Here is a 636-nt window from a genome sequence, read left to right on the forward strand (position 1 = left end):
CCATTCTAGGCGCGGCCCAATCCGTCTTCAGTAACCTCGTTGAGTTCAGTGACCAAGCAGCTGATGTTCGCAAAACCACAGGACTGACCGCTGATGAGTTCGATAACCTAGCCGACAGCCTAAAAGGACTGAACACCCGCACCTCCTTACAAGGCTTGCTGGATATTGCTAAAGTCGGCGGGCAGCTAGGGATTGCCAAAGGCGATATTCTAGAGTTCACGAAAGCGATTGACGTTGCGGTCCAAGCGCTAGGGGATGACTTTTCCGGAGGGGCCGAAGAAATCGCCACTAGCCTAGGGAAGCTCAATACCGTTTTCGGTAAGGAACTAGGCCCGGATGTGGCTAAGAACCTGTTAAACATCGGATCGGCCGTCAACGAGTTAGGCGCCGCTGGAGCGGCTACCGCGCCCTTCCTAACCGATGTAGCCCAACGGGTCGGGGCTGTCGCTGCGCAGACGAAAGTGGGGCTCAACAACGTGATCTCATACGCGGCGGTACTCGAGGAGACCGGGTTCAGTGCCGAACGATCCGGTACAGCCCTGAACCGGCTTTTCTCGACAATCAGCACGAAAACAGACGCCTCGTTCAAGATTGCCAAGCTTGCCGACTCCAACCTTACCCTCAAGGAGTTCACTC

1 protein-coding gene is annotated in these 636 nt (G+C 55.7%); it reads left to right on the plus strand.

Annotated elements, in window-relative coordinates; all coding sequences use genetic code 11:
• On the plus strand, positions 1–636 hold a 636-nt coding region (locus BXP70_RS29220; RefSeq protein ID WP_179197916.1), incomplete at both ends, for a phage tail tape measure protein.

Origin of the sequence: Hymenobacter crusticola (assembly GCF_002154225.1) — a bacterium.
GTDB lineage: Bacteria > Bacteroidota > Bacteroidia > Cytophagales > Hymenobacteraceae > Hymenobacter > Hymenobacter crusticola.